Genomic DNA, 25,763 nt, shown 5'->3' on the forward strand with positions numbered 1-25,763 from the left:
GTCCGATGGCCAAGGAACCGGCGCGCGTCAAACGTCGCGAGCGCAAGAATATCACTTCGGGCGTGGCGCACGTGAACGCCTCGTTCAACAACACCATGATCACCATCACCGACGCTCAGGGGAACACCATCTCCTGGTCCAGCGCCGGCACCATGGGCTTCAAGGGTTCGCGCAAATCGACCCCCTATGCCGCCCAGATGGCCGCCGAAGATGCTGGCCGCAAGGCCGCTGAGCACGGCGTGAAAACCCTCGAAGTCAACGTTTCGGGCCCCGGTTCGGGCCGCGAGTCGGCTCTGCGCGCGCTGCAGTCGGTCGGCATGACCATCACCACCATCCGTGATGTGACGCCGATTCCGCATAACGGCTGCCGCCCGCCCAAACGCCGGCGCGTCTGAGTTTTAAAATTCGAATTCCCCCTCCGCCGGCCGCGCGTATCGCGGCCGGCGTATCCGCGTTCCAAGGAACTTGCCCGTGATCGAAAGAAACTGGAACGAGCTGACCAAGCCGGAAAAGCCGCTGATCGAGACCGGTTCCGACGCGACCCGCAAGGCTCGCATCGTTGCCGAGCCGCTCGAACGCGGCTTCGGCGTCACGCTCGGTAACGCGCTCCGTCGCGTCCTGCTCTCCTCGCTGCAAGGCGCCGCCGTCACCGCCGTCCAGATCGACGGCGTGGTGCATGAGTTCTCCTCGATGGAAGGCGTGCGTGAAGACGTCGTCGACATCGTCCTGAACATCAAGCAACTGGCCGTGCGCATGCATGCCGAAGGCCCCAAGCGCATGACCCTGCGCGCGGTCGGCCCCGGCCCCGTCACCGCCTCGCAGATCGACGCGCCGGCGGACATCGAAATCCTCAACGGCGACCATGTGCTCTGCACCCTGGACGACGGCGCCTCCGTGCGCATGGAGTTCACCGTGCAGACCGGCAAGGGCTATGTCCCGGCCGAGAAGAACCGTCCGGAAGATGCGCCCATCGGCCTGATCTCGGTCGACGCCCTCTATTCGCCGGTCAAGCGCGTCGCCTATCGCGTCGAGCCCACCCGCCAGGGCCAGAGCCTCGACTACGACAAGCTGATCCTGGAAGTCGAAACCAACGGCGCGGTCGGTCCCGTGGACGCGGTGGCCTACGCCGCCCGCATCCTGCAGGACCAGCTGCAGATCTTCATCACCTTCGAAGAGCCCAAGGCCAAGTCGGACGGCGAAGCCAAGCCGGACCTGCCCTTCAACCCGGCCCTGCTGAAGAAGGTGGACGAGCTGGAACTGTCGGTCCGTTCGGCCAACTGCCTGAAGAACGACAACATCGTCTACATCGGCGACCTGATCCAGAAGACCGAAGCCGAGATGCTCCGCACCCCGAACTTCGGCCGCAAGTCCCTGAACGAGATCAAGGAAGTGCTGGCGGGCATGGGTCTGCACCTGGGCATGGACGTGCCCAACTGGCCGCCGGAAAACATCGACGACCTGGCCAAGAAGTTCGAAGACCAGATCTAGACCGACTACCGCGCTATCTCCCGGGCCATCCATCAGGGTGGCCTGGGGTCTGCAGACGCCGCCAAGCGGCCGAGGACCCCGGCGCTTCGTTTTGACCCGGCTGGGAAACAGGCTGGGATGGGTGACAACACTGCGGGCTGAGGCCCAGGAGAGACCACAATGCGTCACGGTAAAGCACACCGTAAACTGGGCCGCACGAGCGCGCACCGCACCGCCATGTTCGCCAACATGTCGGCGAGCCTGATCAAGCACGAGCAGATTGTCACCACCCTGCCCAAGGCCAAGGAACTGCGGCCGATCGTCGAGAAGCTGGTGACCTTGGCCAAGCGCGGCGGCCTGCACGCCCGCCGTCAGGCCATCAGCCACGTGCGTGACGTCGAACAGGTCGGCAAGCTCTTCGCCGTTCTGGGCCCGCGCTATAAGGAACGCCCGGGTGGCTACATCCGCGTTCTGAAGGCCGGCTACCGCCATGGCGACAACGCCCCGATGGCCGTGATCGAGTTCGTCGACCGCGACGTCAACGAAAAGGGCAAGGACTCGGGCCCGGTCTACGCCGGCGGCGAGGACTGATCCTTCCGACATTTCAGAAAAGGCCCCGGAGCGATCCGGGGCCTTTTTTGGTTCTGGGCCGCCCTTTGGTTGCGCCGGGGCGGAAAGCCGCGTGGAATGGCGCCATGACGCCTGCCTTCATCGGATACGGCTTCGCAAACCCCACCCTGGCCAAGCTGGCGGCCTCGGCCTGGGGCCAGTCCTATGTGGGTTCGACCGGCATGCTGCCGGGCCTCATCGCGCCCGACGCCCATGTCGAGGTGATCCTGCAGCTGGGCGCGCCCTGCTCCGTGGTTTCCGGCGAACGGGTGATCGCGCCGCCGCGGGCCATGGTTTACGCCCTGCGTCACGGGGCGGTGCGGCTCAAGCCGACGGGCGACAACACGATGGTGGCCTTTCGGCTGGCGCCGGTCGTCGCCTCGGCGGTGCTGCGGGCCAATCTCGCCGATTGCTGGGACCGTCCCGTCGCCCTGGCGGATCTCATCGGCCCGGAGGCCGACCGCCTGATGGACCGCATCGCCGATGCGCCTCTCGAGTGGGCGGGCGAGGTGCTGGAAGCCTGGCTGCTGGCGCGGCTGGCCGACTGGAGTTCAGACGACGAGCGGCAGGCGGACCTGCAGCAGGTCCTGCTCTGGGACGTCGCCGACCAGCCGGTTGCGGTCCTGGCCGATCAACTGGGCTTCACCGCCCGGACCCTGCGCCGCCATTGCCAGGCCTATGCGGGGCTCTCGCCCAAGCAGTTGACGATGTCCGGCCGGATGCTGCGGGCGTGCGACCTGCTGCTGGGCTCGCCAGGCCTGCCGCTGGCGGAGGCGGCGCTGCGGCTGGGCTTCAACGACCAGTCGGCCTTCGCCAACGCCTTCCGCCACTATCTGGGCCTGACACCGACCCAGCTGAGGGCCCAGCCTCTGGTCTTCTACGAACGTCGCCGCTGAACCTGGCCGTTTTTTGCAAGACGGCCCGGCCCGGTCGCGCGAAGCTCGGTGTCTGGGAGGCTCTCCATGAAGCAGATTTGTCGCGTTCTCATCCTAATGCTGGCCCTGGCCGGTGGCTCTGCGGTGTTCGCCAGCGAGGCAGACCTGGACGGCTTGGCGGCCATCCAACCGCTGGTCGGCGATTGGACTGGGGTGGGGGAGGGCGATCCAGGGACCTCCGCTGCCGCCCGCCATGCCGAGCGAGCGCAAGACGGCCGCTACATCATGGTGGCGGGCCGCTCGGTCTATCCCAAGCAGGACAAGAATCCGAAGGGCGAGGTCCATACCAGCCTGGACGTCTGGAGCTTCGACAAGGCGCGGCGGCTGATCGTCATGCGCCAGTTCGACAACCTGGGCTTCGTCTCCACCTATGTGCAGGACCGGGCGGCGAGCCGCGAAGGCCATGTCGTCATGGTCTCGGAGAGTATGGAGAACGTACCGGCCGGCTGGCGAGCCCGTTACACCTACGACTTCATCGGCGCCGACGAGTATCGGGAGCTTTTTGAACTCGACCCGGACGGCAAGGGGTTCCAGACCTATGTGACGGGCCGCTATCTGCGGGACCGGCCCTAGGACTACTCCCGCGTCAGATCCTGCCGCTGGAACAGCGCCAGGGCCGCCCCGCCCAGCCCCAGCAGCCACACCGCCACGCAAACTCCCGCCACCCCCACGCCCACGGCCTGTTCGCCGCCCGGTCCCAGCACCGTGCCGCGCAGGACGTCGACCGACAGCGAGGGCAGGGTGATCAGATACTTCAGCGGTGGCTGAATGCGGTCCGCGCCGTGGATCTGGCTGACCACGAAGGCCTGTACGCAGAACAGGCCGAACGGGACCATGATGGCGGCAATGTTGGAGCGGGTCACGACCGCGGTCAGCAGGGCCAGTTCGCCCAGCAGCATAAGGTCCAGCCAGGCGGTGGCCAGGCTCAGCCCCAGCTGGCCGAAGAAGGCGGCCGAGAAATCCGGCAGGGCGATGCGCGAGCCGTCGATGGCCGCGCCCAGCACCGTCTGCAGCACGCCCGACAGTCCTAGCAGCAGAAGACCGGCCAGGCAGGCCAGGGCGTAGACGATCAGCTTGCCGCCCAGCAGGGTCAGGCGGCTGTTGCGCGGTGTGAGCAGCCGCCAGGTCTCCCAGCGATAGTCTCCCGCGAACAGGGCGGCGGCCGCCAGCAGCACGAACAGCTGGTCGGGCGGGGCGCTGGCGTAGTGGATGTTGCGCAGCACGCTCTCGGCCACCGAGGCGGCGCCCGGCATCTCCTTGTGCACGTGGGTGCGCACGAAAAAGGCCACGGCCAGCGTGATCAGCAGCATCGCCGCCGGAAAGAAGCCGAACCCCCAGATCAGGGCGCCGCGCTGGCGCAGGAATCGGGCTCCCTCGGCCCTGAAGGCGTCAGCCAGCATTGACGGTCCCTCCGGTATGGAAGCGAAAGGCCGTCTCCAGTTCGCCGCCGACCCAGCGGGCCTCGGTGAGGTCGACGCCGGCGGCGGCCAGGGCGCGGATCAGGGCCGGGGCTTCCGCGCGGGTGACGGTGGCCAGCACCGCGTCCCGGCCATCGGGCTGGCCGCGCTCGCCCAGGATGTCCAGCACCTTGGCGACCGGCGAGGCTTCGATGCGCAGCTTGCGGCTGGCGGCGGTCAGGGCGTCGACGGCGCCCTCGGCGGCCAGCCGGCCCTTGTCCAGGATGGCGACCCGGTCGCAGAGCCGCTGCACCTCGTCCAGCTGGTGGCTGGCCAGGATGATGGTCACCCCGTCCTTGTCGGCCAGCTCGCGGATCAGCTTGCGCATGTCGGCGATGCCGACCGGGTCCATGCCGCTGGTGGGCTCGTCCAGGATCACCGCCTGTGGGCCGGTCATCAGGGCGGCGGCCAGGCCCAGCCGCTGCTTCATGCCGACCGAATAGCCCTTCACCACCCGGTCGGCGGCCTCGGACAGCTCGACCCTGTCCAGCCAGGCCTGGAAGTCGACGGTCCTGGCGCCGCTGGCCGCCGCCAGGAACTGCAGGGCCTGGCGGCCGGTCAGATAGGGCGGGAAATGCGGGTTCTCGATCACCGAGCCGGTGCGCCGCAGAGCCTTGATGTCGCCCCGCTCGGCGCCGAGCACCTTCACCGAACCGCTGCTCGGTCGCACCAGACCCAGCGCGATGCGGAAGAGGGTGCTCTTGCCCGCGCCATTGGGACCCAGCACGCCATAGACCCCGCCCAGCGGGATGGAGAGCGTCAGGTCGCGCAGCGCCTCCACGGTCCCGAACCGTTTGCCAAGACCCTGGGCTTCGAGCGCCACGCTCACCTGGAAATCTCCGACTCGCCGGTCGAACCGACACAGGCGCCGACTATGCCGATGGTCCTTGCGCCCGCAATAGGGCCGGGGCTTGATGGCCCTCCAAACGGCGCGGGGAGTCTCATGTCGCACGTCAAACGCTTCGCCCTGGCGCTGTGCCTGATCCTGCTGGTCCCCGCCGCGGCCCAGGCCGCCGGCAAGCCGCCGCCGCTGACCATCCTGGTCTCCATAGACGGCTTCAGGGCCGATTATCTAGACCGTGGCCTCAGCCCCAACCTGTCGGCGCTGGCGGCCTCTGGCGCCCGTCCCAGGGGCGGCATGCGGCCATCCTTCCCCTCACTGACCTTTCCCAACCACTACGCCCTGGTCACCGGCCTGCGCCCCGACCGCAACGGCATTGTCGACAATGTCATGCGCGACGAGGCCCGTCCCGGCATGACCTTCGGCATGGGCAAGCCCCAGATGGTCACCGACGCCTTCTGGTGGGACCAGGCCGAGCCGATCTGGGTCACCGCTCAGAAGGCCGGCATGCCGACCGCCACCATGTTCTGGCCGGGTTCGGAAGCGCCGATCCGCGGCGTCTGGCCGACCTATTACAAGCCCTATGACAAGACCTTCCTGGCCCCCGATCGGGTGAACCAGGTGCTGACCTGGCTGGACCTGCCGGCGGCCAGGCGGCCGCGCCTGGTCACCCTCTATTTCGATCTGGTCGACACCGCCGGCCACCATGCCGGGCCCGACAGCCAGGAGGTCAATGACGCCATCGCCAGCACCGACCAGGCCATCGGCCAGCTGGTGGCGGGGCTGAAGGCGAGGGGGCTGTATGGCCGGACCAACCTGGTCATCGTCGCCGATCACGGCATGGCCCAGACCTCGCCCGAGCGGGTGGTATATCTGGACGATGTCTTCGACCTGGAGCGGCTGGGTCAGGTGACCGGCGGCTCGATGTCCGAGATGAACCCCGCCGACCCGCAGGCCCTGGCCGCCATCCTGGCCCCGCACGACCACTTCCAATGCTGGAAGAAGGCCGACGTCCCCGAGCGCTTCCATTTCGGCAAGAACCCCCGGGTGCCGGCGGTGGTCTGTCTGGCCGAGACCGGCTGGACGATCACCACCAAGGCCTATGCCGCCAGCCGGCCGATGAAGACCGTCGGCGGGGCGCATGGCTATGACCCCTACGACCCCCAGATGGCCGCGCTGTTCATCGCCGAGGGGCCAAAAATCCGCCGGGGCGTGACGGTCGAGCCGTTCGACAATGTCGATGTCTATGTGCTGGTGGCCAGGCTGGCGGGGATCAAGGCGCTGCCGGGCGATGGGAGGCTGCCCAAGGGGGTTTTGCGGTAACTGCCCTACTACCCGCTCATCCCCGCGAAAGCGGGGACCCAGGCTTTTTACCGTTGAGGACGATTGCGACAGGTCAGGGCGGCGGAAGGTCCGCTACGAAAAACACCTGGGTCCCCGCCGCTTTCGCGGGGATGAGCGGAAATTTGTTTGACGAGATAGTTCTTCCGTGCGTTAAATATTATCGAAATCGGAAGGAGTTCGACATGAGCGCCCAGGTTCTCTCCCCCTGCCTCTCGTACCGGGACCGCCGCGCGGCGATGGACTGGCTGGAGGCGGCTTTCGGCTTCGAGGTCAGCCTGTTGGTCACCGACGACAAGGGCGAGATCGGCCATGCCGAGATGTCCTATCGCGACGCCAGCATCACTATCGCCGGCGAGTGGGCGATGCCCGAGCTGATCGGCCCGGCGGCGTTGCACAGCCCGGCCAACCAGGGCGGCCGCGTCACCGGCTTCCTGCGGGTCTTCCTCGAGGACGGCATCGACGCCCATTGCGAGCGGGCCCGGGCCGCCGGGGCGAGGATCACCGCCGAGCCGACCGACCAGTTCTATGGCGACCGGGTCTATCGCTGCCTGGACCTGGACGGCCACATCTGGACCTTCAGCCAGCCCGTGGCCAACCCGACCCTCGCCGAGATGGAAGCCGCCAGCGGTTTCAAGCTCAGCGCCGGCAAGGAGGCCTAACATGGCCGATTGGCGTCCCAGCCTGATGTCCGCCGTCGTCTACCGCGACCCCAAGGCCGCCCTGCGCTGGCTGGAAGAGGCCTTCGGGTTCGAGCTCCTCATGCTGATCGAGGACAATGACGGCAATCCGGTCCACAGCGAAATGCGCTTTGGCAACGCCGCCATCATGATCGGCAGCGAGTGGAGCGACGACCACAAGAGCCCGGCCTCGATCGGCGGCAAGAACACCCAGACCGTCCATATCGGCATCGACACCGACCTGGACGCCCACTGCGCCCACGCCCGGGCGGCCGGCGCTGAGATCGTGCGCGAGCCGGAGACGCAGTTCTACGGCGACCGCACCTACAGCTGCCGCGACCTGGAAGGCCATATCTGGAGCATCTCCCAGACCGTCCAGGCGGTGACTCGCGAAGAAGCCGAGCAGGTCAGCGGGCTGAAGATCACAGGGTGGGTGTGATGAGCGAACCTCAGGCCAGCATCAGCCCGGCGCTGTTCTACCGCGACAAGGTGGCGGCGATCCGGTGGCTGGAGGAAGCGTTCGGCTTCGACACCACCCTGGTGGTCACCAATCCCGACGGCCAGCCGGGCCATTGCGAGATGGGCTATGGTGGCGTCACCTTCGCCATCGAGAGCCATTGGGCCGACTGGACCCGCAGCCCGGCCAGCCTGGGCGGGGCCAACACCCAGTCGATCCGCATGACCATCGACGGCGATATCGACGCCCATTGCGAGCGGGCCCGGGCCGCCGGCGGCAAAATCATCACCGAGCCGATGACCGAGTATTACGGCATGCGCCTGTACGACGTCGTCGACCTGGAAGGCCATGTCTGGCGGTTCGAGAAGGTGATCCAGAAGATGACGCTCGCCGAGATGCAGGCCGCTGGCGGCTTTGCGATCAGGGACAAGCTCTGATGACGACTTTCGATCTGGAAACCACCTATCTGGGCCTGGACGGGGCCGGCGAGGTCAAACCGCTGCCGGTCGGGCCCGACTTCTGGGCCACCATCGATCGCAATCCGGATCTCCGCGCCAACCTGGTCGCGGTGTTCGGCGGCGAGGGCGACTGGCCAAGCTGGGAGATGCATCCCCAGGGCGACGAGGTGCTGATCCTGCTGGAAGGCTCCATGCAGATGGTCTTCGACCGGCCGCACGAGCCGGAGATCATCTTCATGGCGCCCGGGACCACCGTCATCGTCCCGGCCGGAGTCTGGCATCGCGGCGTCGACCAGCGCGGCGCCAAGCTGCTGGCCATCACCTACGGGGCCGGCACGGACCATCGTCCCGCATGAGTGGCGCCGCTCAGCTTGACCGCACTCTGGCCGCCCTGGCCGATCCCCACCGCCGGCAGGTGGTGGAGCTGCTGCGCGAGCGGCCGCGCCGGGCCGGCGAACTGGCCGAAGCCGCCGGCCTGACCCCGCCGGCCATGAGCCGCCACCTGCGCCACCTGCGCCAGTCGGGCCTGGTCGAGGAAACCCATCCCGAATTCGACGCCCGTGTCCGCGTCTATGCCTTAAGGCCCGAGCCCATGGTCCATCTGCTGCGCTGGCTGGAAGAAACCGAGAGGATGTGGTCCGAGCAACTGACCGCCTTCAAGGCCCATCTGGAGCGACCCTGAAGTGGCTTCCCGCGTCCTCGTCGCCCTGCGGGTCAAGGCCAGCCCTCAGCGCGCCTTCGAAGCCTTCACCGCCGAGATCGGCCAGTGGTGGCGGCCCAACTCGATGTTCCGGTTCACGCCGCGCTCGCCCGGCGTGCTGGGTTTCGAGTTCGATGCGAAGGGCAGGGGGCTGCGCCTGGTCGAGGTTCTCCCCAACGGCAAGGTGTTCGAGGTTGGTCTGGTCCGCATCTGGCAACCCGGCGCCAAGGTGGCTTTCGGCTGGCGGCAGGCCACCTTCGAGCCGGACCAGATGACCGAGGTCGAGGTCACCTTCGAGGCGGTCGGCGAGGAGACCCGCGTCAGCGTCACCCACACCGGCTGGGACAGCGTGCCCTCCGACCATGTGGCGCGGCATCACTTCCCGGACAGCCTCTTCCTGCACCGCCATGGCGAATGGTGGCGCGACCTGCTGGCCTCGTATCGGAGCAACCTGTCATGACCGAAGCCGAACTGCGCGCCCTGGCCCTGTCGCTGCCGGAGACCCTCGAGGTTCCCCATTTCCCGACCGCCTCGTTCCGGGTGCGCGGCAAGATCTACCTGACCATCGGCGAAGGCCGTGACGACACTCCGGCGGTGCTCAGGCTGCCGGCGCACATCCAGGAGGCCGTGCTGCAATCGGATGCTGACACGGCCGAGTCCGTGGGGGGCTATTGGGGACGGATGGGCTGGACCCGCTTCTTCATCGAGCGCATGGAAAACGAAAAGCTGGCCGACCTGGTGCGCCTCGCCTGGCGCCAGGTCGCGCCGAAGAAACTGATTTCTGGGGGAGCCGGATGAGCGACGAACACCATACCGAGCTGGCCGCGGGCAAACGCGCGCCGGCGCTGCGCTTCATCTTCATCACCGCCACGCTGGACGTCATCGCGCTGGGCCTGATGATCCCGGTGTTGCCCAACCTGGTGAAGGCGCTGGCGCAGGGCTCGACGGCCGACGCCGCCTTCTGGGTCGGAATCTTCTCCTCGACCTGGGGGCTGATGCAGTTCGTGGTCAGCCCGATCATGGGGATGATGAGCGACCGGTTCGGTCGCCGTCCGGTGATCCTGACCTCGATCTTCGGGCTGGGGATCGACTTCCTGTTCATGGCCCTCGCCCCGACTTTGGCCTGGCTCTATGTCGGTCGGATCATCAATGGCGCGACCGCCGCCAGCTTCTCGACCGCCAACGCCTATGTCGCCGACATCACCGCGCCGGAGAATCGCGCCAAGGCGTTCGGCATGATCGGCGCCTCTTTCGGGATCGGCTTCACGGTCGGGCCGGTCATCGGTGGCTGGCTGGGGGATATCGATCTGCGGCTGCCGTTCTTCGTCTGCGCGGCGGTGGCCCTGACCAACTGGCTCTACGGCTACTTTGTGCTGCCGGAATCCCTGCCGCCCGAGCGCCGCGTCAAGCGCTTCGACTGGAAGAAGGCCAACCCGGTCGGCTCGCTGAAGCTGCTGCGTTCGCACCCGGACCTGCTGGGCCTGGCCAGCATCGGCTTCCTCTTCCAGCTGGCCCACAACGTGCTGCCCTCGATCTTCGTGCTCTATATGGGCGAGCGCTACCACTGGAACCTCAAGCAGGTGGGCTTGTCCCTCTTGGGCACCGGCATCGCCGGCATCATCGTTCAGACGCTGTTGATCGGCCCGGCCGTGAAGCGGATCGGCGAGCGCGGGGCGCTGCTGGTGGGCCTGACGTTCGGGGTGCTGGGCTTTGCGATCTACGCCCTGGCGCCGACCGGCCTGATCTATCTCTGCGGCATCCCGGTCTTCGCCCTGATGAGCTTCACCGGCCCGGGCATGCAGGGCCTGATGAGCCGCCGGGTCGGGCCCAGCGAACAGGGCCAGCTGCAGGGCGCCAACGCCTCGATCCAGGGCATCACCGCCATCGTCGGGCCCCAGCTCTTCACCCTGACCTATGCCTGGAACCTCAAGAATCCGGGCGTGCTGCACCTGCCGGGCTTTCCGATCCTGATCGCCGCCGGCCTGCTGGCCCTGGGCTTTGTGATCGCACTCGGCGTCGCCAAGCCGCCGAAGGTCTCGGGCGAACCGGCGTCGGTCCAGGCCTAGTGGGATGAACCCCTTCGGCGGCATCAGGGCAGTCGACTACACCGTCATCTTCGCGCGCGACATGGCGGCGATGCGGGCGTTCTACGAGGAGGTGCTGGGCTTTGCGGTGGCCCGGACCCTCTCGTCGGGCTGGATCGAGTATCAACTGGGTGGCAACACGCTGGCCCTGGCCCGGCCCAGCCTGACGGCCCAGGACGCGCCCACGCCCGCCGGCAGCGCGGCCCTGCAGCTGGCCTTCAAGGTCTCCGCGCCGCAGGTGGACCAGTGCGCCGAGGAACTGCTGCGGCAGGGCGTGGACCTGGTCTCGCCGCCGACCGACCGGGCCTTCGGGCACCGCACCCTGTTCTTCCGCGATCCGGACGGAAATCTGCTGGAAGTGTTCGCCGAGATTTAGCAGGGGACCTAGCCATCAGGTCGCCAGAATCCTCAGGCGTGTTGATCGCGACCCAACACGCTGACGGATACCCATGCGCGCCATCAAAGTCCTGATCCCGGCCCTCGTCATCCTGGCCGCCTGTTCCGACCCCTCCTCGCGCAGCCGCGCCCAGGACGCCGGCCTGGCCCAGCCCACCCGCACCGTCCCGGCCAGCGCCGGCGCCATGAAGATGTCGTTCGCCCCCGTGGTGAAGCGGGCCGCGCCGGCGGTGGTCAATGTCTCCTCGCGGCGGGTGGTGCGCACCCAGGTCGATCCCTTTTGGCAAATGTTCGGCGCCGTCCCCGGCAACCGGGTCGAGGGCAGCCTGGGCTCGGGCTCGATCGTGCGGTCCGACGGGGTGATCCTGACCAACCACCACAATATCGAGGGCGCCCAGCAGATCATGGTGCAGTTGGCCGACCGGCGCGAGTTCGCCGCCACCGTGCTGCTCGACGATCCGCGCTCGGACCTGGCGGTCCTGAAGATAGACACCAAGGGCGAAAAGCTGCCGACCATCGCCATCGACGACGCCCAGCAGCCCGAGGTCGGCGACCTGGTGCTGGCCATCGGCAACCCGTTCGGGGTGGGCCAGACGGTGACCAACGGCATCGTCTCGGCCACCGCCCGCTCGAACGTCGGCATCACCGACTTCGGCTTCTTCCTGCAGACCGACGCCGCCATCAATCCGGGCAACAGCGGCGGGCCGCTGGTCGACATGGACGGCGACCTGATCGGGGTGAACACCGCCATCCTGTCGCGCTCGGGCACCTCGTCCGGCGTCGGCTTCGCCATCCCCGCCGCCATGGCCAAACAGGTGGTCAACGCCGCCCTGGGCGGCAGCCGCACGGTGGCCCGCCCCTGGCTGGGCGCCAAGACCCAGAGCGTCACCCCCGAGATCGCCGCCAGCCTGGGCCAACGCACCCCGCGCGGGGCGCTCGTCGCCGACGTCTGGCCGGGCAGCGCCGCCGACCGGGCGGGACTCAAGCCCGGCGACATCATCCTCAAGGTCGGCGGCCAGGACGTCATCGACGAGTCCGGCGTCACCTACTATTTCGCCGGCCGCCGCATCGGCGAGGAGGAGCCGCTGGTGGTGCTGCGCGACGGCCGCGAGCGCACCATTTCCGTCCGCGCCGAGGCCGCCCCGGGCAATCCCAAGGGCGACGAGCGGCTGATCTCCGGCCGCAACCCGCTGGACGGCGCCAGCATCGCCACCTTCAATCCCGCCATGGCCGACGCGGCCGGCCTGGACCCCTTCGCCGGCAAGGGCGTGGTGGTGACCCGGGTGGGCCAGGGGTTCGCCCAGGAGGCCGGTTTCCGGCCCGGCGACTTCGTGCTGTCGATCAATGGACGCTCGGTCAGCACAGTCGGCGACGTCGCCGCCATACTGAACGCCGGCTCGCGCGGCTGGCGGGTGACTATCCTGCGCGGCGGTCAGCAGATCACGGCGGACTTCCGGACCTGAGGAGCAGGGTCTAGAAGCGGGGCATGAGCGACCTCTTCCAGGCCGCGGGCCTGACCCCGCACGCGCCATCGCCGCTGGCCGACCGGCTGCGGCCGGCCAGCCTGGACGAGGTGGTCGGCCAGGACCACCTGCTGGGCGAGGGCGGGCCGATCCGGCGGATGGTCGATGGCGGCCGGCTGGGCTCGATGATCCTCTGGGGCCCGCCGGGCACCGGCAAGACCACGATCGCCCGCTTGCTGGCCAAGGCCGCGGGCTATGAGTTCCAGCAGCTGTCGGCGGTATTCTCCGGCGTCGCCGACCTGAAAAAGGCCTTCGAACAGGCCAAGGTCCGCCGCTCGGCCGGCCAGTCGACCCTGCTGTTCGTCGACGAAATCCACCGCTTCAACCGCGCCCAGCAGGACGGCTTCCTGCCCTTCGTCGAGGAGGGCATCGTGACGCTGGTGGGCGCCACCACCGAGAATCCCAGCTTCGAGCTGAACGGCGCGCTGCTGTCGCGCTCGCAGGTGTTCGTGCTGCGCCGGCTGGACGAGGCCGCCCTCGAGCAGCTGCTGGCCAAGGCCGAGGCCTTCGAAAAGCGCGCGCTGCCGCTCGACCCCGCCGCCCGCGAGGCGATGATCGCCATGGCCGATGGCGATGGCCGCTACCTGCTGACCCTGGCCGACACCCTGTTCGGCATCGCCGCGCCCCAGCCGATGACGCCGGCCGAGCTCGGCCAGGTGCTGCAGAAGCGCAGCCCGGCCTACGACAAGGATCGCGAGGAGCACTACAACCTCATCTCGGCCCTGCATAAGTCGATCCGCGGCAGCGACCCCGACGCGGCCCTCTACTGGCTGGCCCGCATGCTGGACGGCGGCGAGGACCCGCTGTTCATCGCCCGTCGGCTGGTCCGCGCCGCCATGGAAGACATCGGCGAGGCCGACCCCATGGCCCTGGTGCTCGCCAACGCGGCGAAGGACACCTACGACTTCTTAGGGAGTCCCGAGGGCGAACTGGCCCTGGCCCAGCTCACCATCCATCTGGCCGCCGCCCCCAAGTCCAATGCGGTCTACACGGCCTTCAGCGCGGCCCGGAAGGCGGCCAAGGAAACCGGCTCGCTGATGCCGCCCAAACACATCCTCAACGCCCCGACCCGGCTGATGAAGGGCCTGGGCTACGGCAAGGGCTACAACTACGACCACGACGCCGAGGAGGGTTTCTCGGGCCAGAACTACTTCCCGGACGGCATGGAGCGGCGGGTGTTCTATGCGCCGAAAGGCGAGGGGGTCGAGGCGCGGATCAAGGATCGGCTGGACCGCTGGGCCGAGATCCGGGCCAAGCGCGGGGAGGGCCGTTGAGCCCGCGTCCGTCCAAGAAGCTGCGGGCCATCGATACGCCCATCGTCCTGACGCCGGAGGAGATCGCCTTCGTGCGGGGCATGGTCATCCATGAGGACGATCAGGTCATCGCCCTCAACAAGCCGGCCGGCCTCTCCAGCCAGGGCGGGCGGATCGCCACTCACACCCTGGACGAGTTGCTCTGGGCCTTCGCCCGATCGAGCGGCAACCGCCCGCGCCTGATCCACCGCCTGGACCGCGACACCTCCGGGGTGCTGCTGACCGGCCGGACCAAGCCGGCGGCCGGGTTCCTCGGCAAGGCGTTGATGGGCAAGCGCTTCCGCAAAACCTACCTGGCCATCGTCGCCCCTGGCGCGCCGCAGCCGGCCAAGGGTCTGATCGAACTGCCCCTGCGCCGCGAGATGCAGGGGCGCGAGGCTTATATGAAGACCTGCGCGGCCGATCATCCGGACGCCGAACTGGCCCGCACCCGCTACCGCACCCTGGCCGCCAACGACGAGGCGGCCTTGGTCGAGCTCAGCCCCGAGACCGGCCGCATGCACCAGCTGCGGGTGCATATGGCGAGCCTCGGCAGGCCCATCGCCGGCGACGTGCGCTACGGCGGGGCCCTGACCCTGGGCGGGCGGCCGGTCCCCCGGCTGATGCTGCATGCCGCCGCCCTGACCTTCCCGCATCCGGACGGCCAGGAGATGCGCGTGGAGGCGCCGCCGCCGGCCGATTTCGAGGGCCTGCGGGCGGCGCTGTTCGGCGCGGACTAAGGGTCACCCAGCCCGATATCCTTCAGGATGTGCGGCGAGAGCCGCGTTTTGAGGGTCTTCCTGGCCTTGGCGAGTTTGCTTTGGGCCAGCTTATCCGGCGCTGGGCCGGTGAGAGCGCGCACCAGGCGCGTCAGCCATTTGATCATTCCAGCTTTCGACAGTGAGGGTGAAACACGGGGTCTGTTTCATGGGTCACTCTCCTGTCGGCTGGCCGGCCCCACTTGGGCGGACGAGAGTCTCTAAGCCGCCGGCGCCAAAGCGTCGAGCGGAACCTGCGGGCCGCGCTGATCATTTTACGGCCATGAAGAAACTGCTCGCCTGCGCCGCCGCGCTCAGCCTGCTGGCCGCCTGCGCCACCCCCACCACCTACATGCCCGCGCCCGGGCCGCGCGCGGTCGGCTTCTCCGACTACCGGATCGAGACCGGCCGTTATCGTGTCACCTTCCGCGGCGGCCCTGGCGCGCCGCCGGCCCAGGTGGCCAACTATGCTCTGCTGCGGGCCGCCGAGGTGTCGCTGCGGGACGGCTATGACTGGTTCCGCATCGTCGAGCGCTTCGACGACCGTACCGATAGCGGCTCGGGCCCGCGGGTCAGCCTGGGGACGGGCGGCGGCAGTTTCGGCCGGCGCAGCGCCGTGGGCGTGGGGATCGGGACCAGCTTCGACCTCTCCGGCGGCCCGGCCTACAGCCGCACCCTGGAGGTTCAGGCCGGCAAGGGCCAACGGCCGGCCGACGGCTATGACGCCCGCGACATCGTCCGGGTAGTTGGCCGGGGCGAGGCGCCGGCAGCCTCCTAGATCGGTGGCGTTGTCGTAAGACTGTCGTTAGATCGTCGTCTCAACGGCGTCCTGGCGTCGACAGGACGCCGTGGCGCTGTCCGTCGGGGCGGCGGACGCTCTGGGCGTCAACCGGTCAGGGACAGTCGATGAAGATCAACACGGCGTTGGTGCTCAAGGCGAGAAAGCGGCGGTCCTGGTCTCAGGACGAACTGGCGATCGCCTCCGGGCTCAACCTCCGGACCATACAGCGCATAGAGAGCGAAGGGTCGGCGTCGCTTCAGTCGAGAAAAGCCCTCGCCGCGGCGCTGGATTGCGATGTCCAGGACCTCGAATGCGAGGACAAGCGGATGCCACAGAAGTGGGAATACAAGGTCGTCGAAACCAAGGACCGCAAGGCGCTCCAGTCGGAACTGGACAGGGCGGGCGCCGATGGATGGGAGCTGGTGTCAGCGACCTCGATGTTCAACGCGATGATGACGACCGTCGTGCATACGATGTTTTTCAAGCGTCCCGGGGCCTGACCTAGGCGGCAGGCCTGGCGGCTGTCTGGGCCTGTCGGCGCGCGGCGGCGTGGGTCAGGCCGGCCACCTCGGCGATGGCGAAGAAGTCGGCCGAGCTGAGGCCATGCACGCCCAGCACGGGGGCCATGCCCCGGGCCTGGCGGCCGAATTCCAGGATCTGGCTGGCGATGCGCGAGTCGGGGCCGGCCAGCTCGGAAGCGTCCAGGGTGATCCCCATCAGCCGGGCGTCGCGGAAGGTGGGGACGAACTCCTTGCCCGGCGTCACCCGGCCCATCACGCCCCGGCAGATCGAGGTCAGCAGGCCGGCGATCTCGGTCAGCCGGCCGGAGGGCACGCCCGAGCCGGCGTCGATCAGCTCGACGATCACCCCGGCCTTGACCAGGGCGGTGGCGGCGCCGGCCTGGCCGATCAGGGCGTTGCGGCCCCGGCGGGCGGCCATGGTCCGGAACGACTGGGGCAGAACCAGCGGCGGGTGGCTGCGGCCGTCGCCCTTGGGCAGGTAGAGGGCGCCATAGGCGATCGTGGCCTCGTCGATCAGCGCCATGTCCTGGTCCGCCAGGCGGGTGAAGGCCCGGGCCGGGATGATCCGGCCGGTCGGCTCGTCGGTGACGATGGGCTCGATGCGCAGACCCGCCGTAACCTGGTGCTTGAGGCTGATCAGCGGCTCCAGTGAGAAATCGACCCGCAGGGCCAGGCCGCTGCCGGTGACGAAGGAGACCGGATTGCGCTTGCGCTCCTCGGCGAGATCGATCCCGACAAAGGAGTGGGCCGGCGGCGAAACGGGAGCGGTGGGGGTGCGGGTCCGCATCACCGCCATCAGGTCGTCGTCCAGGGTGGCGCAGGTGAGCGAGCCGTTCTCGACCGCCGTCACCGCCTTGATGTCGATGTCGCAGGGCCGCGCCTCGCCCAGGAAGTGGATCAGCACCTCTTCCAGCACCCGCATGGCCACCACCTGGGCGGTGACGCAGTCGCGGCTGGGCATGGCGACCAGGAAGTCTGTGGGATTGAGCCGGTGGCGGACGTCCCCATGGCTGAGATGCTCGTCCAGCTTGCGGTCCATATAGGCCCAGACGTCGCCGGCCCGGCGGGCCCAGCGCTCGCCCAGCCGGGCGCGGATGGCCGCGACACTGATCACATTGACCGTGCCCTTGGCCAGCATCTCGGGGCTGGCGAACCGCTCCAGCACCACGTCGGCGTCCACCGCTTCGAGCCGGCGGCTGTCCGTCGAGGAATCGGCGATGTCACTGCTCATGAACGCGACTCGGGGGGTATTGGGGCGAGTATCGGGAGAATGCTCCACCCAATATGGGTAGACGCGCTTAACGGGCCGTTGAGGCCGCGACGTTTTGACCGAACTTTGCCCAGGCCGCGCCGAGACTTTGCATGCGCGCGCCGCCGTCGCATAAGGGGCCGATGGAAAGATTGCTCTTTGTCGCGCTCGGCGGCGCGGCCGGCGCGGCGGCCCGCTATGGGGTCGGCATGCTGACTCTGCGCTGGTTTGGCCCTGGCTGGCCGGCCGGGACCTTCGCCGTCAACCTGCTGGGCGGGTTGGCGATGGGCATGCTTGCGACCTGGCTGGCCCTGCGCGGCGGCGCCGATCAGGAGCGCTGGCGCCTGTTGCTGGGCGTGGGCGTGCTGGGCGGCTTCACCACCTTCTCGGCCTTCTCGCTGGACATGGCGCTGATGGTCGAGCGCAAGGCCTGGATCGGCGCGGCCGGCTACGCCCTGGCCTCGGTGCTCGGCTCGCTGATCGCCCTCTTTGCCGGCATGGCCCTGATGCGGCGGCTGCTGGCATGAGGGAAGTCCGCACGCTGCATGTGGCTCCGCTCGAGGACGGGGTGCGCCTGGACCGCTGGTTCAAGCGCCGCTGGCCGCACCTCAACCACATCCAGATCCAGAAGCTGGTCCGCTCGGGCCAGATCCGCGTCGATGGCGGTCGCGCGAAGGTCGACACCAAGCTGGCCGCCGGGGCCCAGATCCGCGTCCCGCCGCTGCCCGACGCCCCCGATCCCGACGAGCGCAAGCAGATCTCGCAGCGCGACATCGTCTTCGCCAAGTCGCTGGTCCTCTACGAGGACGAGGACGTGCTGGCCCTCAACAAACCCTCGGGCCTGGCCGTGCAGGGCGGCACCAAGACCGCCCACCACATCGACCGGCTGCTCTCGGCCTGGGGCGAGGGGATGGATCGCCCGCGTCTGGTCCATCGCCTGGACCGCGACACCTCCGGCGTGCTGCTGCTGGGCAAATCCCCCGCCGCCGCCGCCAAGCTTTCCGGCGCCTTCGCCCGCCGCAAGGCCCAGAAGACCTACTGGGCGCTGGTGGTCGGCAACCCCAAGCCGGTCGAGGGGGTCATCGAGCTGCACCTGGCCAAGAAGGGCGTCGGCGACCGTGAACTGGTCGTGCCGGCCGATCCCAAGGACCCCCGCGCCAGCCCGGCCGAGACCGAATACGTCACCCTGGCCCGGGCCGCCGGTCGAGCCGCCTGGATGGCGCTGCGACCCCATACCGGCCGCACCCACCAGCTGCGCGCCCACATGCTGGCCATCGGCCATCCGATCCTGGGCGATCCGAAATACGGCGACGAGAAGAGCCTGGCTCTCTCGGCCGGCCTGCAGCTGCAGCTGCATGCCCGCCGGGTGGTGCTGCCCCATCCCTCCGGCGGCGTCATCGTCGTAGAGGCCCCGCTCAGCAAGGAAATGAAGGCGGGATTTGAACGGTTCGGCTTCGACGAGCATGAAGCCGACCCTGAACCCTTTGGCCGGCGGAGTGTGCGGCGATGAATTCTGGCCAGTCGCCAGTCCAGCGTATCTATGACCTGATCGAGAAGGGCCGGCCCAAGGACGCGGTCGCCCTGGCCGCCCCCATGGCCAGCCGCATCGACGCCAGCCATGCCTTGCGCGCCGCTTACGCCGCCGCACTGAAGGCCGTTGGCCGGACCAAGGACGCCTATGACGTCCAGCGCGGCTCCTCGCGGGCCTTCCCCAACGACCGCATCGCCTGGCACAACCTGGCCGCCGCCGCCGTCGATGTCGACAATCCGCGCGAGGCCAAGGCGGCGGCCGAGAAGGCCTTTGCCCTGGGCCTGGACGCACCGGAAACCTGGACCATCTATGGCCGGGTGCTGATCGCGCTGGGCGACACCGCCGGCGGCCAGGCGGCCCTGGAAAAGGCCGTGGCCCGCGCGCCGGGCCACGCCGTGGCCGCCGTGCTGCTGGCTAAGCTGATCTGGATGCGCACGGCCGACGCTGACGCCGCGGTGGCGCCGCTGCGCAACGGCATCAACAGCCCCGGCGCCGACCTCTCAATGGTCCTGGTCGAGGCCAAGATTCTCGAGGCCGCCGGCCGCACGGGCGAGGCCAGCGATTTGCTGGAGGGCTGGACCCAGGGCTATCCCAACGACGCCATGCTGGCCCGCGCCACCGGCCAGGCGCGTATGGAGCGCGGCGAGCTGCCAGGCGCCGAATGGATGATGCGCCGGGCGGTCAGCCTCGATCCCCGGCTGACGGCCGCCTATGTGGGCCTGGCCTCGGTGCTGATGGCCCAGGGCAAGGCCGAGGAAGCCCTGGCGGCGGCCAAGGCGGCGGCCGAGATCGATCCTGGCGACCAGTCGACCTGGGGCTGGATCGCCACCGCCGCCCGGGCGCTGGACCTGCCCCAGCACCGCGAACTCTACGACTACGACGCCTTCGTGCGGCCCTACAGGATCGAGACGCCGGAGGGCTGGCCCAGCCTGGAGGCCTATCTGGCCGATCTAGACGCCGCGCTGAGCCGCATCCACACCATGCGGGCCGCGCCGTCCGACCAGACCCTGCGGGCCGGCATCCAGACCATCGACGACCTGGCCCAGTCGCAGGACCCGGCGATCAAGGCCTTCTTTCGCGCCATCGACAAGCCGATCCGCGCCTACATGGCCGAGATGGGGCAGGGGAACGATCCCCTGCGCAGCCGCAACACCGGCCAATACCGGATCAGCGACATCTGGTCGGTGCTGCTGCGCGAGCAGGGCTTCCATGTCGACCATTTCCACCCGCGCGGCTGGATCTCCTCGGCCTTCTATGTGTCGCTGCCGCCCATCGTGGATGACGGCAAGCACGAAGGCTGGATCGAGTTCGGCCAGCCGCCCTTCGCCGTCCAACCCCCGCAGCCGCCGGAGCGTTTCGTGAGACCAGAACCGGGGACCCTGGTGCTGTTCCCCAGCTATATGTGGCACGGCACCGTGCCGTTCGAGGGCAGCGACCGGCGCCTGACCATCGCCTTCGACGCGGTGCCGGCATGAGCGCGGCAGACGACGCCATCGCCCAGGCGCGGGCCCTGGGCGGCAAGGGGGACCTGGTCTCGGCCGAGGCCGTCATCCGCGCCGCTCTGGCCACGCAGAAGAAATCCGCCCAGTTGCAAACCGAACTGGCCCAGATCGCCGCCGCCCAGGGCCGCGACGACGAGGCGGAGAAGGCCCTGCGCGCCGCCCTCGACGCCGACCCGCTCTATCCTCCGGCGGCCTATTCACTGACCCAGGGCCTGATCGGCATGGGCCGCGTCGAGGAGGCGCTGGCGGTCATCACGCCGCTGGCTGAGGTCGCCAAGCCCGAGTCCGCCGCCCTGGCCCTGCAGGGACAGGCGCTGCGGGCGCTGGGCCGCACCGAGGCGGCGCTGGACGCCCTCTACACGGCCACCCGGATCGACCAGGCCGACCCCAGCCACCAGCACAACCTGGCGCTGGCCCTGGAAGAGGCCGGCCTGCATCCCGAGGCCACCCGGGCCGCCCGGGCCGCCCGGGCGCGGGGTCTGGACCGGCCGGAGACCTGGCTGATCGAAGGCCGCACGCTGCTGGCCCAGGATCGTCTGGACGAGGCCGAGACCGCCTTCCGCGAGGCGCTGCGCCGGCAGCCGAACTTCACGCCGGCCCACCGCGAACTGAGCCTGTTGACCTGGATGCGCAGCGGCGACCTGGCCGCCGCCACCAGCGAGCTCGACAAGGCCATCGCCGCCAGTCCCGGCCAGCCGGGGCTGCGGGTCGTGCGGGCCAAGCTGCTGGAATACACCGGCGATGCGCGGGGCGCTTACGAGTGCCTGCGGGAGGCCCCTCAGGGCGAGAGCGAGATCGAGATTCAGATGGCCGCCTCGCAGGCCGCCGTGGCCTTCGATCCGGCCGCGGCCCTGGCCCATGCCGAGACGGCCGTGCGGCTGGAGCCCGATCATCCCCTGGCGATCAGCCTGCTGGCCGAGGCCAACCTGGCCCTGGGCCGCCCCGAGGCCATTTTGGCGGCGACCGACCGGCTGCGGGCGCTGCTGCCGTTCAACCAGCATGCCCTGGCGCTGGAGGCGACGGCCTGGCGTCTGTTGGGCGATCCGCGCAACGCCCAGCGCAACGACTACCAGAGCCTGGTCCGCACCGCCCTGGTCGAGACTCCGGCCGGCTGGTCCAGCCGCGAGGCTTGGCTGGCCGACCTGACCGCCGCCCTCGACCGGCTGCAGGTGATGAAGGGCCATCCGGTCGGCCAGTCCCTGCGCGGCGGCTCCCAGACCAACCAGAACCTGCAGCGCTCGACCGACCCGGCCATCCGCGCCTTTTTCCAGGTCATCGCCGATCCGATCATGGCGACCATGGAGGCCTATGGCCGCCTGGGCGACCCGGTCCTGTCCCGCAACACCGGCCGCTACCGGCTGGCCGGGGCCTGGTCGGTCAACCTGCGGCCCGGCGGCCATCACGTCGACCATCTGCATCCGGCCGGCTGGCTGTCCTCGGCCTTCTATGTCGACCTGCCGCCGGCGGTGGAGGGCGAGGGGCGCGAAGGCTGGCTGCGCTTTGGCAAGCCCGGCATCGCCTCCACCCCGGCCCTGGAGGCCGAGCACTGGGTCAAGCCCGAGCCCGGCATGCTGGTGCTGTTCCCCAGCTACATGTGGCATGGCACCCAGCCGTTCGGCGGCGAGGCGCGGCGGCTGACCATGGCCTTCGACGTGATGCCGGCCTAGCGAGAAAAGTCCCCAGACCCGTGCGACGGGCCTGGGGAAGGGAGGTTCTCTAGACCAGTCCCACGACCGGCGCCGCGCCGGCGCTGTCGGGGAAGACGTCGCCCTCCAGGGCCCGGCGGTCGACGCCCATATGGTCGGCCAGCACGCCCTTGAAGAGGCCGCGCATGTCCAGTGTCGGGGCGGTGTCGCGGTTTTCGAACAGGGCCTGCTGTTTGAGGGTCGGCCAGTCGCCGATGATGCCGCCCTTCTTCAGCGCCCCGCCCAGCACCAGGGCCGTCGAGCCGGTGCCGTGGTCCGTGCCGCCGGTGCCGTTGACCTTGGCGGTGCGGCCGAACTCGGTGGCGCAGACGACCACCGTATTCTTCCATTCGTCGCCAAGGCCGCTGCTCAGGCCGTCCAGCAGGGCGTCCATCCCCGCCAGCCGGGGCGGCAGGGCGTTGTTCTGGTTGGCGTGGGTGTCGAAGCCGTCGAGCGAAATGGCGGCGATCTGCGGCCCGTTCGGCTGGGTCATGAAGCCGGCCAGGGTGGTTCCCAGCTTGCGGGAACTGGCCAGGGCGGCGCGGCCAAGGCCCGGCGTCATGCCGCCGCCGGCCATCTGGCCCTGCTCGGCGCTGGCGGCCATGGCCTCGGTCTGCAGGCCCTGAGCCAGGGCCGCGGCCAGCATCGGATCGCCCGCATAGAGGTCGGTGAGCAGGCCGGGCAGGCGGGGCAGGTCGTTGGCCTCGGCCCCCGGCGACCAGGAGCCGGCCGGGGCTTTGCCGCGCAGGATCAGCGGGGCGGTGGCGCCCACCGACAGGCCGGCCACCTTCCGTTGGGGGGCGAGGCTCGCCAGGGTGCGGTTCAGGAAGCCGGAACTCACGCCGTAGACCTTGCTGGCTCCGCTCTCCAGCACGTCCTGGGCCTCGAAGTGCGAGCGGGCGCGGTCGGGGCTGGCGATGGCCGGGGCGATGCGGGCCTGGCCGGCCAGGGCCAGCCTGTGCACCGTCGTCAGGGAGGGGTGCAGGGCGAAAGTGTCGTCCAGCTTCAGCGCCGCCGAGGCGGGGATGGCGATCGAACCGCGCAGGTTCGCATAGTCGGGATCGCCGATCGGCGGCGAGACGGAAAGCCCGTCCATGCCGCCCCGGCAGATGACCACCACCAGCTTGCGGCGGTTCAGGGTCTCGTCGGCATAGGCGCCGCCACCGAGGAAGGTGATGGACGCGCCGGCCGCCAGCAGCAGGCGGCGGGAAATGACAGGACTGGTCATCGGCGTTGGAACTCCGGAGACATCAACAGCAGCGCCAGGGCTTCGGGACGGCTCTCGGCCCTGGCGACGGCCTTGGCGGTCTGGGGCGACAGGCGTGCGCCCAGGGCTTCAGCGGCGATCCGGTTGGGGTCGCGGTCCTGGGCGACCACGGCGGCGAAGCCCTCGGCCCAGCTCATCCGCTTGATCACCGCGTCGGGCGCGCACCAGGTCACCGCGTCGTCGGCCCAGCCCTTGGGCGAGGGGGCGGCGAAGGGCCTCTGGCCCATGCCGGTCAGAAGCGGGGCCAGATACTGGGCCGAGGTCGGCTGGCCGCCGATGGCCCGCCAGCCGGAGATCAGGAACTCATAGGGCGTCTTGAACTTGGCCGGGGTCGGGTCCCAGGCCTCGTTGGCGGTGATCAGCGTATTGGCCACCACCGCCAGATCGCCGCGCGAGGCGGTCCAGGCCGCCACCAGCCGGTCGGTCAGGGCGGCCGGCGGATCGTCGGCGACGAAGTGGCGGGCGATCTTGCCGCAGACATGGCGGGCGGTGGCCGGATGGGCGGCGAGGTCCGCCATCACCGCCGCGGCCTGGTCGACGCCATCCTGGTCGTAGCGCCTGCCCATGATGGTCCGGCTTCCCGGCTCATGGGTGGCGGCGCGGAACACGAACTGGCCCTGGCGCTGCGGCTCGCGCGGCCCGCCGATGCTCCAGCCGGTCATGGCCCGGGCGAACTCGGTGACGTCGGCCTGGCTGTAGCCGCCGTCGACCCCGACGGTGTGCAGCTCCAGGATCTCGCGGGCCAGGTTCTCGTTCAGGCCCGCCGTGCGGTTCTGGCGGCGGGCGGCGAACTGGGCGCCGGGGCTGTCGGGACCGACCGACTGGAACTGGTCCAGATAGGTCAGCATGGCCGGATGGCTGGCGCTGGCGATCAGCAGATCCCCGAACCGGCCGAACACGTGGGGCCGGATGGCCTCGTTCTCGTAGGGCCCGACCACCACGGCGGTGATCAGCTTGGTGGCCGAGGCGGTGAAATGGTTGGCCCAGAAGAGGGCCCAGCGCTCGCGGAACCCGGCCGGGGTGGTGGCGCCCAGCCTGGCCCGGGCGACGAAGTCCTCGCCGACATCGTCGCGCAGGAGGCGGGCGGCGCCCAGCGCCGCCTCACCGTCGGCCTTGGCCGCCCGCCGTTCGCGGCGATAGGCGGCAAACTCGGTCAGGCGCTTGACGCTGCTGGCGCCGTCATTGGGGATGGGGTCGGCGCCCTCCTTGCGGATCTGGGCTTTCAGCCAGCCCTGGGGATCGCCCTGGAGGGTTTCCAGCTCGCCGGGCCGCGCGCCCAGGCCGAAGCGGGTGACGGCGATCGCGGCCATCATGTCTTTGGGAGGGTAGGCCAATTTACGCGCCTCCTTGCGCTCACGATGCGCTTCGGTCACTTGCACGGCGCTGATCGGATGTTCCGTCGTTGGAGAGTTTTTCGTGGCCGACCCCACCGACCTGCCGCGCCGTTTCTACGCGGAGGTGACCACCGGCCCGCTCGAGGAGGGCCCCTCTCAGGAAGGTGGGGCCGTGCTGCTGGACGGCCGCACCCCGCGCAGCCCGGGCGGCAAGCGGCTGATCCTGCCGACGGCGGCCCTGGCGCACCTGGTCGCCGCCGAGTGGGCGGCCCAGGTCGAGGTCATCCGCCTGGCCGAGATGCCCGCCACGCGACTGGCCTACACCGCCCTGGAAAAGATCGGCCCCAGCCACCGCGAGGTCGCCGCCGAGGTCAGCCGCTACGCCAATTCCGACGTGCTCTGCTACTGGGCCGAGGCGCCGCGCGAACTGGTCCGCCTGCAGGGCGAGCGCTGGGCCCCGCTGCTGGCCTGGGCCCAGGAAGAGCTTGGCCTGCGCTTCCAGAAGGCCCACGGCATCGTCCACCAGGCCCAGCCCGCTGAAACCGTGAAGGCCGTCGAGGCCCTGGCCGCCGAACTGGACGACTTCGCCCTGGCGGGCCTCGCCCACGCCACCCCCCTCTACGGCTCGGCCATCCTGGCCCTGGCCCTGCAGCGCGGCCATCTGGACGGGGAGGCCGCCTTCGACCTTTCGCGCCTGGACGAGGCCTACCAGGAAGCCCAGTGGGGCGTGGACGAGGAAGCCGCCGCGCGGACGGCCAAGCTGCGGGCCGAGGCGGTGATGCTGGGGCGGTGGTTCCGGGCTCTCTAAGAACTGGCCTCTGACGCCTATCCTTGCGGCAGGGTTGTCACCGTGGGCGGAGGGCTTTAACCCCTGCTGGCAGGCCAACGGGGTAAG

The 25,763-nt window shown here is 69.4% G+C and carries 31 protein-coding genes; 25 read left to right on the plus strand and 6 right to left on the minus strand.

What is annotated here, in order from left to right:
* Positions 1 to 5: 5 nt before the first annotated feature.
* From rpsK to QO010_RS02635, 5 genes are all read left to right on the plus strand, one after another.
* Positions 6 to 395: a 30S ribosomal protein S11 gene (gene rpsK, locus QO010_RS02615; RefSeq protein ID WP_307345562.1), complete on the plus strand. Its 390-nt coding sequence runs from the start codon at positions 6 to 8 to the stop codon at positions 393 to 395.
* A gap of 76 nt (positions 396 to 471) precedes the next feature.
* On the plus strand, positions 472 to 1,488 hold the full coding sequence (locus tag QO010_RS02620; protein WP_307345564.1) for a DNA-directed RNA polymerase subunit alpha: 1,017 nt from the start codon (positions 472 to 474) through the stop codon (positions 1,486 to 1,488).
* A 159-nt stretch (positions 1,489 to 1,647) separates the two neighbouring features.
* Positions 1,648 to 2,058: a 50S ribosomal protein L17 gene (gene rplQ / locus QO010_RS02625; protein WP_307345567.1), complete on the plus strand. Its 411-nt coding sequence runs from the start codon at positions 1,648 to 1,650 to the stop codon at positions 2,056 to 2,058.
* A 104-nt stretch (positions 2,059 to 2,162) separates the two neighbouring features.
* Positions 2,163 to 2,972, plus strand: a complete 810-nt coding sequence (locus QO010_RS02630) for an AraC family transcriptional regulator (RefSeq protein ID WP_307345569.1) — start codon at positions 2,163 to 2,165, stop codon at positions 2,970 to 2,972.
* A 66-nt stretch (positions 2,973 to 3,038) separates the two neighbouring features.
* On the plus strand, positions 3,039 to 3,584 hold the full coding sequence (locus tag QO010_RS02635) for a hypothetical protein (RefSeq protein ID WP_307345571.1): 546 nt from the start codon (positions 3,039 to 3,041) through the stop codon (positions 3,582 to 3,584).
* Between the two features lie 2 nt (positions 3,585 to 3,586).
* Here the strand turns inward: QO010_RS02635 and QO010_RS02640 are convergent, their stop codons facing one another.
* Positions 3,587 to 4,411, minus strand: coding sequence for an ABC transporter permease subunit (locus QO010_RS02640; RefSeq protein ID WP_307345574.1), 825 nt, complete (start codon positions 4,409 to 4,411; stop codon positions 3,587 to 3,589).
* Positions 4,401 to 5,297: an ABC transporter ATP-binding protein gene (locus tag QO010_RS02645; protein ID WP_307345577.1), complete on the minus strand. Its 897-nt coding sequence runs from the start codon at positions 5,295 to 5,297 to the stop codon at positions 4,401 to 4,403. The genes QO010_RS02640 and QO010_RS02645 overlap by 11 nt, the downstream gene beginning before the upstream one ends.
* Before the next feature lie 114 nt (positions 5,298 to 5,411).
* Here QO010_RS02645 and QO010_RS02650 point away from each other — a divergent pair, with 114 nt between their 5' ends.
* The 13 genes from QO010_RS02650 (at position 5,412) to QO010_RS02710 (ending at position 14,980) form a co-directional block, all read left to right on the plus strand.
* Positions 5,412 to 6,632, plus strand: coding sequence for an alkaline phosphatase family protein (locus QO010_RS02650; RefSeq protein ID WP_307345579.1), 1,221 nt, complete (start codon positions 5,412 to 5,414; stop codon positions 6,630 to 6,632).
* Positions 6,633 to 6,835: 203 nt separating this feature from the next.
* The gene (locus QO010_RS02655; protein ID WP_307345581.1) at positions 6,836 to 7,312 is read left to right on the plus strand and encodes a VOC family protein; all 477 of its coding nucleotides are present in this window, start codon (positions 6,836 to 6,838) and stop codon (positions 7,310 to 7,312) included.
* 1 nt (position 7,313) lies between these two features.
* The gene (locus QO010_RS02660; protein WP_307345584.1) at positions 7,314 to 7,769 is read left to right on the plus strand and encodes a VOC family protein; all 456 of its coding nucleotides are present in this window, start codon (positions 7,314 to 7,316) and stop codon (positions 7,767 to 7,769) included.
* Entirely contained in the window at positions 7,769 to 8,224 is a 456-nt protein-coding gene (locus QO010_RS02665; RefSeq protein ID WP_307345587.1) for a VOC family protein, read from the plus strand. Before QO010_RS02660 ends, QO010_RS02665 begins: the two co-directional genes overlap by 1 nt.
* Complete coding sequence (locus QO010_RS02670) at positions 8,224 to 8,601, plus strand: cupin domain-containing protein (protein WP_307345591.1); 378 nt, start codon at positions 8,224 to 8,226, stop codon at positions 8,599 to 8,601. Before QO010_RS02665 ends, QO010_RS02670 begins: the two co-directional genes overlap by 1 nt.
* Complete coding sequence (locus tag QO010_RS02675) at positions 8,598 to 8,927, plus strand: ArsR/SmtB family transcription factor (RefSeq protein WP_307345594.1); 330 nt, start codon at positions 8,598 to 8,600, stop codon at positions 8,925 to 8,927. The genes QO010_RS02670 and QO010_RS02675 overlap by 4 nt, the downstream gene beginning before the upstream one ends.
* Position 8,928: 1 nt before the next feature.
* The gene (locus tag QO010_RS02680; RefSeq protein WP_307345597.1) at positions 8,929 to 9,405 is read left to right on the plus strand and encodes an SRPBCC domain-containing protein; all 477 of its coding nucleotides are present in this window, start codon (positions 8,929 to 8,931) and stop codon (positions 9,403 to 9,405) included.
* Positions 9,402 to 9,743 carry an MmcQ/YjbR family DNA-binding protein gene (locus QO010_RS02685; RefSeq protein ID WP_307345599.1) on the plus strand — a complete coding sequence of 114 codons (342 nt, stop codon included), beginning with the start codon at positions 9,402 to 9,404 and terminating at the stop codon, positions 9,741 to 9,743. Before QO010_RS02680 ends, QO010_RS02685 begins: the two co-directional genes overlap by 4 nt.
* Complete coding sequence (locus tag QO010_RS02690; protein ID WP_307345602.1) at positions 9,740 to 11,011, plus strand: TCR/Tet family MFS transporter; 1,272 nt, start codon at positions 9,740 to 9,742, stop codon at positions 11,009 to 11,011. The genes QO010_RS02685 and QO010_RS02690 overlap by 4 nt, the downstream gene beginning before the upstream one ends.
* A gap of 4 nt (positions 11,012 to 11,015) precedes the next feature.
* Positions 11,016 to 11,405 carry a VOC family protein gene (locus tag QO010_RS02695; protein WP_307345605.1) on the plus strand — a complete coding sequence of 130 codons (390 nt, stop codon included), beginning with the start codon at positions 11,016 to 11,018 and terminating at the stop codon, positions 11,403 to 11,405.
* A 73-nt stretch (positions 11,406 to 11,478) separates the two neighbouring features.
* A complete protein-coding gene (locus QO010_RS02700) occupies positions 11,479 to 12,888 on the plus strand; it encodes a Do family serine endopeptidase (protein WP_307345608.1) in 1,410 nt (469 codons plus the stop codon).
* 23 nt (positions 12,889 to 12,911) lie between these two features.
* Complete coding sequence (locus tag QO010_RS02705; protein ID WP_307345610.1) at positions 12,912 to 14,222, plus strand: replication-associated recombination protein A; 1,311 nt, start codon at positions 12,912 to 12,914, stop codon at positions 14,220 to 14,222.
* An 80-nt stretch (positions 14,223 to 14,302) separates the two neighbouring features.
* Positions 14,303 to 14,980 (plus strand): RluA family pseudouridine synthase, encoded by a 678-nt coding sequence (locus QO010_RS02710; protein WP_307347050.1) that lies wholly within the window; start codon positions 14,303 to 14,305, stop codon positions 14,978 to 14,980.
* On the opposite strand, the gene QO010_RS02715 is transcribed toward QO010_RS02710, so the two are convergent.
* Positions 14,977 to 15,126, minus strand: a complete 150-nt coding sequence (locus QO010_RS02715) for a hypothetical protein (RefSeq protein ID WP_307345613.1) — start codon at positions 15,124 to 15,126, stop codon at positions 14,977 to 14,979. The two genes, QO010_RS02710 and QO010_RS02715, sit on opposite strands and share 4 nt — an antisense overlap.
* A gap of 155 nt (positions 15,127 to 15,281) precedes the next feature.
* Between QO010_RS02715 and QO010_RS02720 the strand changes: the two genes are divergently transcribed.
* Positions 15,282 to 15,776, plus strand: coding sequence for a CC0125/CC1285 family lipoprotein (locus QO010_RS02720; RefSeq protein ID WP_307345616.1), 495 nt, complete (start codon positions 15,282 to 15,284; stop codon positions 15,774 to 15,776).
* 128 nt (positions 15,777 to 15,904) lie between these two features.
* Positions 15,905 to 16,279 carry a DUF4177 domain-containing protein gene (locus QO010_RS02725; RefSeq protein WP_307345617.1) on the plus strand — a complete coding sequence of 125 codons (375 nt, stop codon included), beginning with the start codon at positions 15,905 to 15,907 and terminating at the stop codon, positions 16,277 to 16,279.
* Position 16,280: 1 nt separating this feature from the next.
* Here QO010_RS02725 and QO010_RS02730 read toward each other — a convergent pair whose 3' ends face one another.
* Positions 16,281 to 17,531, minus strand: coding sequence for a hypothetical protein (locus QO010_RS02730; protein ID WP_307345618.1), 1,251 nt, complete (start codon positions 17,529 to 17,531; stop codon positions 16,281 to 16,283).
* Positions 17,532 to 17,692: 161 nt separating this feature from the next.
* Between QO010_RS02730 and crcB the strand changes: the two genes are divergently transcribed.
* The 4 genes from crcB to QO010_RS02750 are packed head-to-tail and all read left to right on the plus strand — an operon-like array spanning position 17,693 to position 22,249.
* Complete coding sequence (crcB, locus tag QO010_RS02735; protein WP_307345620.1) at positions 17,693 to 18,076, plus strand: fluoride efflux transporter CrcB; 384 nt, start codon at positions 17,693 to 17,695, stop codon at positions 18,074 to 18,076.
* On the plus strand, positions 18,073 to 19,059 hold the full coding sequence (locus QO010_RS02740) for an RluA family pseudouridine synthase (RefSeq protein ID WP_307345622.1): 987 nt from the start codon (positions 18,073 to 18,075) through the stop codon (positions 19,057 to 19,059). The genes crcB and QO010_RS02740 overlap by 4 nt, the downstream gene beginning before the upstream one ends.
* Positions 19,056 to 20,555: a putative 2OG-Fe(II) oxygenase gene (locus tag QO010_RS02745; RefSeq protein ID WP_307345624.1), complete on the plus strand. Its 1,500-nt coding sequence runs from the start codon at positions 19,056 to 19,058 to the stop codon at positions 20,553 to 20,555. Before QO010_RS02740 ends, QO010_RS02745 begins: the two co-directional genes overlap by 4 nt.
* Positions 20,552 to 22,249 carry a putative 2OG-Fe(II) oxygenase gene (locus QO010_RS02750; RefSeq protein ID WP_307345626.1) on the plus strand — a complete coding sequence of 566 codons (1,698 nt, stop codon included), beginning with the start codon at positions 20,552 to 20,554 and terminating at the stop codon, positions 22,247 to 22,249. The genes QO010_RS02745 and QO010_RS02750 overlap by 4 nt, the downstream gene beginning before the upstream one ends.
* A 49-nt stretch (positions 22,250 to 22,298) precedes the next feature.
* Here QO010_RS02750 and QO010_RS02755 read toward each other — a convergent pair whose 3' ends face one another.
* A complete protein-coding gene (locus QO010_RS02755; RefSeq protein WP_307345628.1) occupies positions 22,299 to 23,495 on the minus strand; it encodes a DUF1501 domain-containing protein in 1,197 nt (398 codons plus the stop codon).
* Positions 23,492 to 24,868 carry a DUF1800 domain-containing protein gene (locus QO010_RS02760; protein WP_307345630.1) on the minus strand — a complete coding sequence of 459 codons (1,377 nt, stop codon included), beginning with the start codon at positions 24,866 to 24,868 and terminating at the stop codon, positions 23,492 to 23,494. The genes QO010_RS02755 and QO010_RS02760 overlap by 4 nt, the downstream gene beginning before the upstream one ends.
* A gap of 82 nt (positions 24,869 to 24,950) precedes the next feature.
* On the opposite strand from QO010_RS02760, the gene QO010_RS02765 reads away from it, so the two are divergent.
* Positions 24,951 to 25,676: an ATP12 family chaperone protein gene (locus QO010_RS02765; RefSeq protein ID WP_307345632.1), complete on the plus strand. Its 726-nt coding sequence runs from the start codon at positions 24,951 to 24,953 to the stop codon at positions 25,674 to 25,676.
* Positions 25,677 to 25,763: the final 87 nt, after the last annotated feature.

The organism is Caulobacter ginsengisoli (assembly GCF_030814835.1).
GTDB lineage: Bacteria > Pseudomonadota > Alphaproteobacteria > Caulobacterales > Caulobacteraceae > Caulobacter > Caulobacter ginsengisoli.